This window comes from Parasphingorhabdus sp., assembly GCF_049667325.1.
Taxonomy (GTDB): domain Bacteria; phylum Pseudomonadota; class Alphaproteobacteria; order Sphingomonadales; family Sphingomonadaceae; genus Parasphingorhabdus.
Map to the genome: position 1 here is coordinate 1 of NZ_JBATHY010000114.1, position 3,884 is coordinate 3,884.

The following is a 3,884-nucleotide window of genomic DNA, read 5'->3' on the forward strand; positions in this document are numbered from 1 at the left end:
GCATCCATCCTTCCAAACAAATCAGGCTGCATTTGACGCGCTATGGACCCTGAAACAAGTTCAGGGTGACGGGTTTTTTGGGCATGCTGACGATTTAATCACCAAGGCAGTATCATGACCGACCAAATCAAGAAATACCGCCGCACCGGCCTGATTATCGCCTTTCTGATCTTCTTTCTCGACCAGGCGAGCAAGTTCGTGGTGATGGAACTGCTCCAGCTGCCAGCCAAGGGCCAGATCGAGCTGATCCCGTTCTTCAACCTGACCTGGGCAGAAAATTACGGTGTTTCGATGGGGTTTCTCACCGCCTCGACAGACTTCCAGCGCTGGGCTTTGGTCACGCTGACCGGATTGATCGGCATTGCGGTATGGGTCTGGATGAACAAGGAAAAGGCCAAGTGGGATATCATCGCGCTCGGCATGGTGCTTGGCGGAGCGATGGGCAATATCGTCGATCGCGCACGGCTGGGCTTTGTCGCCGACTTTGCCGATCTGCACGTTGGTGAATTCCGGCCATTCCTGATTTTTAACCTCGCCGATGCCTGTATCACCATCGGCGTCGTTATCCTGCTTGCGCGCGCGCTGTTAATCCGCGAAAAGAAGGACGAGACAAAAGACGATGTTCAGCTTGACGAAAGTTGACCTGTGTCAGGAGCCCGCTATCAGGCTCCGTAAGAGATTTTTGAGGGACAATAACATGCGTAAATCCACCGTCGCCATCAGCCTTGTTTCGCTGGCCAGCTTGACCGCCTGCGGCTCCAGTGGGCTGTTTGACCGCGACCGGCCCGATGAATTCGCGGTTTCGCGTCAGCCACCGCTGGTGATCCCGCCCGATTTCACGCTGACCCCGCCACAGCCGGGTCAGCCTCGCCCGCAGACTGGCGGTTTGCAGCAACAGACTCTGGAAGCTTTGTTCGGCGGCCCGCAAGCGCGCAGCGTCACCGAATCGGCGATCGTCGGTCAGGCCGGAAGCTCGGACGCGGGGATTCGTTCCTCGGTCGGTGATCCGGAAACCTTTACCGTCGACAAAGGCAGCGTGACCCGCGACATTATCGCCGCACCGGAAGGTGACGGACAGAATGCACAGGCCGCTACGCCGGAATAGGTTTTTCCGGTCAAGAGTTATTTTCTGACCAGAACAAGGGTGATTGTCGCCCTCCGACGGTCTCGAAATCGCCGGCCTGCGACACGCATATTTCCCGGATAGATCAGAAATATTCCGCGTTTCCGATTGCGAGAATCAATGCGGAACGAGAGCCTGGATTGCTCCAGGCTCTCTAGGACCCCATCAGGGAGGGTCATACAGAAGCCGAATTCGGGGGCTGAACGGCTTCGGTCCGGGGTCGCCTTATTGCGACGCTTTCCAGCGTCGATGTAGTTTCCGCTTGTAAGCCTGCACCTTTTTCCGGACCCGCAGCGGGTTTGCACCATTTTCAACCGCGTTTTTCGCGCGTTTGTTGATTTTGTGATTGATCCGTCGCCAATCCGGTTCCGGGGGCTGCCGGTCCGGTCTGGCGATCGGCTCGGCCCGTGCGGGGGCAACGTCTGTCCTCGCGACAGCCTGAGGTGATCGCGCGTTCTGTGCTTCATGGGCGTTGGGAAGCTGCGGCGCTGCCGGTGAGTCGGCTGCAGCCAGCGGCGCCGAAAACGCCATTGTCGCACTGATCAAGACAAGAGAGGATTTCATCTGTTTTCTCCTTCATTTTTATCGAAAGAAGCAATGGCTTTCAGAGAATGATTCTCGCAGCCATTCGCATCTGGCGGCAATTTATTTGCCGCGACGGTTTTTCAGGTTCCGGCCTGGCTTGAGCGGCCGGAAATTCTTTTTGGGCCGGAAGCCCGGGTCGCGCGTGACCGTGCTGTTGCGGACGATCTGGCCTGCTTCATTGCGGGTAGCGGTGTCGAGCCGGTCGTAGACGACGGTTCCGTTGCGGGTCACATTGCGGCCGCGTTCGCGGCTATCTTCTCCGCGGATGCCATAAGCTGAGTAATCAAATTCGTCGCCGCGGCGATTATAGCCGGTACCCGACGCCTCGAAGCCGGTTTCCGTGCGGCTACGCTGATAGTCAAAGCCGCTGGAACGGTCTTTGAAATCGGTTTGCTGCCCGCTGGCCGTCCAACCGTCTTCGGTGCGTGTGCGATTATAGTCACGGGTCGCGGTTGCGCCATCCTGCTTGCGCGTCAGCTCTCCGGCCATGGCAACATTGCCTTGACCGTCGCGGGTCACCGTTTTGGTGCCGCTGACCTTCTCGTTGTCTACAGTCACGGTTTTGCTGCGCTCTGCCAAAGCTGGCGACGCAACCAGCATCGCGGTGAGCGAAAGAATTACAAAGTTTTTCATTTTACTTCTCCGTTGCGTTTTACGCAGGGAACAGATTTTCTGCTCCTGACCATTCAACGTGGGAGAAAGGAAAAGCCTTCGAAATTTTCTTGAGAAGCCAGAAAGTTCAGTTTCTGCGGCGCCGCAACTTGGCACGCTTGTCGCGCAGTTGCCGGCTGCGGATATTTTGCTTCGGGCGTTGCTGCAATTGCTCGCGCCTGGCGGCACGCTGCTCTGGCGTTATCTCTCCCAAGCGCGCTTTGAGTTGATCGAGCCGTTGCTCTCGAACGGCGCTGGTCACCGGAAGGGAATCTGACGGTGTTCCGATGTTTGCCGGTGGACTGGGAGGACTCTCGGCCTCGATTGCCGGAATTGAATCTGTGCCGAATGGTTCTACAGCTGGTCCGGCACCGGCGGCAGCATCGCCAAGTCCCAGTCGTTCAACGACGACCTGCTGCCGGTTGGCAGGCAAGGCTTTGATACGATCTTGCAGAATTTCCCGTTGTTCAGGCGTCGCGTTCTGGATGCGTCGCTTCAAAATATTGTCGATCGCATTACTTTGCGGCCTGCTGGCCTGATTTACGGCTGATCGTTCTTTGCGGATATCGAGCAGTGCGGATTTAACATTTTCGCGGCTGGCTTCTCCAGAGCGCACCAGCCTTTGTGACGCTCGCCGTAATATTACCCGCTTTTGACGGGGCGCAAGCCCATCGAAGCGAGGATGTTCGACAATTCCGTTCAATGTCTGTCGAGCCTTGTCATCAGCCTCAACCATTGAAGGTTCCTTGATAATTGCGTTCGGCGGGCTGGTCACTGCTTTAGATGTAGCAACAATCGCGGGGCGTACTGCGGTGCTTTCTTCCACCAGGTTAAACTCCCGCGCGACTTCGGAGATGATCGGAACCTCCAAGGGATCGCCAAATGCGCCCATTGCGGCGGCGGTTGCGGACAGGAATCCGACTGCACCTATCGAACCGATGATCCGGCCCGCGCGCCGCCACGGGCTGCTTGTCCTTTGCCGCGGCGCTGCTTTGCGCTCTACCATAGCTTCCGCGGTTGCCCGTGCCTTCAACCGGTCCGCAAAACCATCCGGCAAAGCTGGGACATCATAACGGTCCAGCGCCGCTTGCATCGCGGTAGAGAAAGTCGCACTCATGGGTGGATCCTTTCCACATCTGCGGAAACTACATTCTTGCCTTCGACACAGCCTTTAAGTGCACGTCGCGCGCGGTAGAGCATCGATTCAAAAGCCTTGATGTTCATTTTCAGACTATCGGCCGCGCGGCCGTTAGACAGCTGCTCGTAATAGGTGAGGATGATCGAAGCACGCTGCCGGCCTGGCAGGGACTGGATACAATCGATAACAGCCTGTTTCACTTCATCGCTCTCTATTGATGCATCCGCCAATGGCGCTCCATCGGCAAGCTCAGGAACATCTTCGTCGCTATTGCGGCGTGTCTTGCGTAACCGATCGAGACAAAGATTCATCGCAACGCGGCTTAACCAGGCTGCGATACCGGGTCCGCCTTCTACCCAGCGGTCGGCATATCGCCATAGTCTCAGC

The 3,884-nt window shown here is 57.1% G+C and carries 6 protein-coding genes; 2 read left to right on the forward strand and 4 right to left on the reverse strand.

Annotated elements, in window-relative coordinates; all coding sequences use genetic code 11:
• Positions 1 to 114 precede the first annotated feature (114 nt).
• Complete coding sequence (lspA, locus tag WBM93_RS05835; protein ID WP_424429430.1) at positions 115 to 642, forward strand: signal peptidase II; 528 nt, start codon at positions 115 to 117, stop codon at positions 640 to 642.
• 55 nt (positions 643 to 697) lie between these two features.
• The gene (locus WBM93_RS05840; protein WP_424429433.1) at positions 698 to 1,105 is read left to right on the forward strand and encodes a DUF3035 domain-containing protein; all 408 of its coding nucleotides are present in this window, start codon (positions 698 to 700) and stop codon (positions 1,103 to 1,105) included.
• A 243-nt stretch (positions 1,106 to 1,348) separates the two neighbouring features.
• On the opposite strand, the gene WBM93_RS05845 is transcribed toward WBM93_RS05840, so the two are convergent.
• From WBM93_RS05845 to WBM93_RS05860, 4 genes are all read right to left on the reverse strand, one after another.
• Positions 1,349 to 1,687: a hypothetical protein gene (locus WBM93_RS05845; protein ID WP_424429436.1), complete on the reverse strand. Its 339-nt coding sequence runs from the start codon at positions 1,685 to 1,687 to the stop codon at positions 1,349 to 1,351.
• 81 nt (positions 1,688 to 1,768) lie between these two features.
• A complete protein-coding gene (locus tag WBM93_RS05850; RefSeq protein ID WP_424429439.1) occupies positions 1,769 to 2,341 on the reverse strand; it encodes a hypothetical protein in 573 nt (190 codons plus the stop codon).
• Positions 2,342 to 2,447: 106 nt separating this feature from the next.
• Entirely contained in the window at positions 2,448 to 3,476 is a 1,029-nt protein-coding gene (locus WBM93_RS05855) for a hypothetical protein (protein WP_424429440.1), read from the reverse strand.
• Positions 3,473 to 3,884, reverse strand: a 412-nt coding sequence (locus WBM93_RS05860; RefSeq protein WP_424429443.1) for a sigma-70 family RNA polymerase sigma factor, incomplete at its 5' end; no start/stop codon positions are given. The genes WBM93_RS05855 and WBM93_RS05860, both read right to left, overlap by 4 nt.

What these genes read in the sequence shown, in the direction of transcription:
- WBM93_RS05845 (WP_424429436.1), bottom strand. Translation starts at nt 1,687, where the DNA reads ATGAAATCCTCTCTTGTCTTGATCAGTGCGACAATGGCGTTTTCGGCG.
- WBM93_RS05850 (WP_424429439.1), bottom strand. Translation starts at nt 2,341, where the DNA reads ATGAAAAACTTTGTAATTCTTTCGCTCACCGCGATGCTGGTTGCGTCG.
- WBM93_RS05855 (WP_424429440.1), bottom strand. Translation starts at nt 3,476, where the DNA reads ATGAGTGCGACTTTCTCTACCGCGATGCAAGCGGCGCTGGACCGTTAT.
- WBM93_RS05840 (WP_424429433.1), top strand. Translation starts at nt 698, where the DNA reads ATGCGTAAATCCACCGTCGCCATCAGCCTTGTTTCGCTGGCCAGCTTG.
- lspA (WP_424429430.1), top strand. Translation starts at nt 115, where the DNA reads ATGACCGACCAAATCAAGAAATACCGCCGCACCGGCCTGATTATCGCC.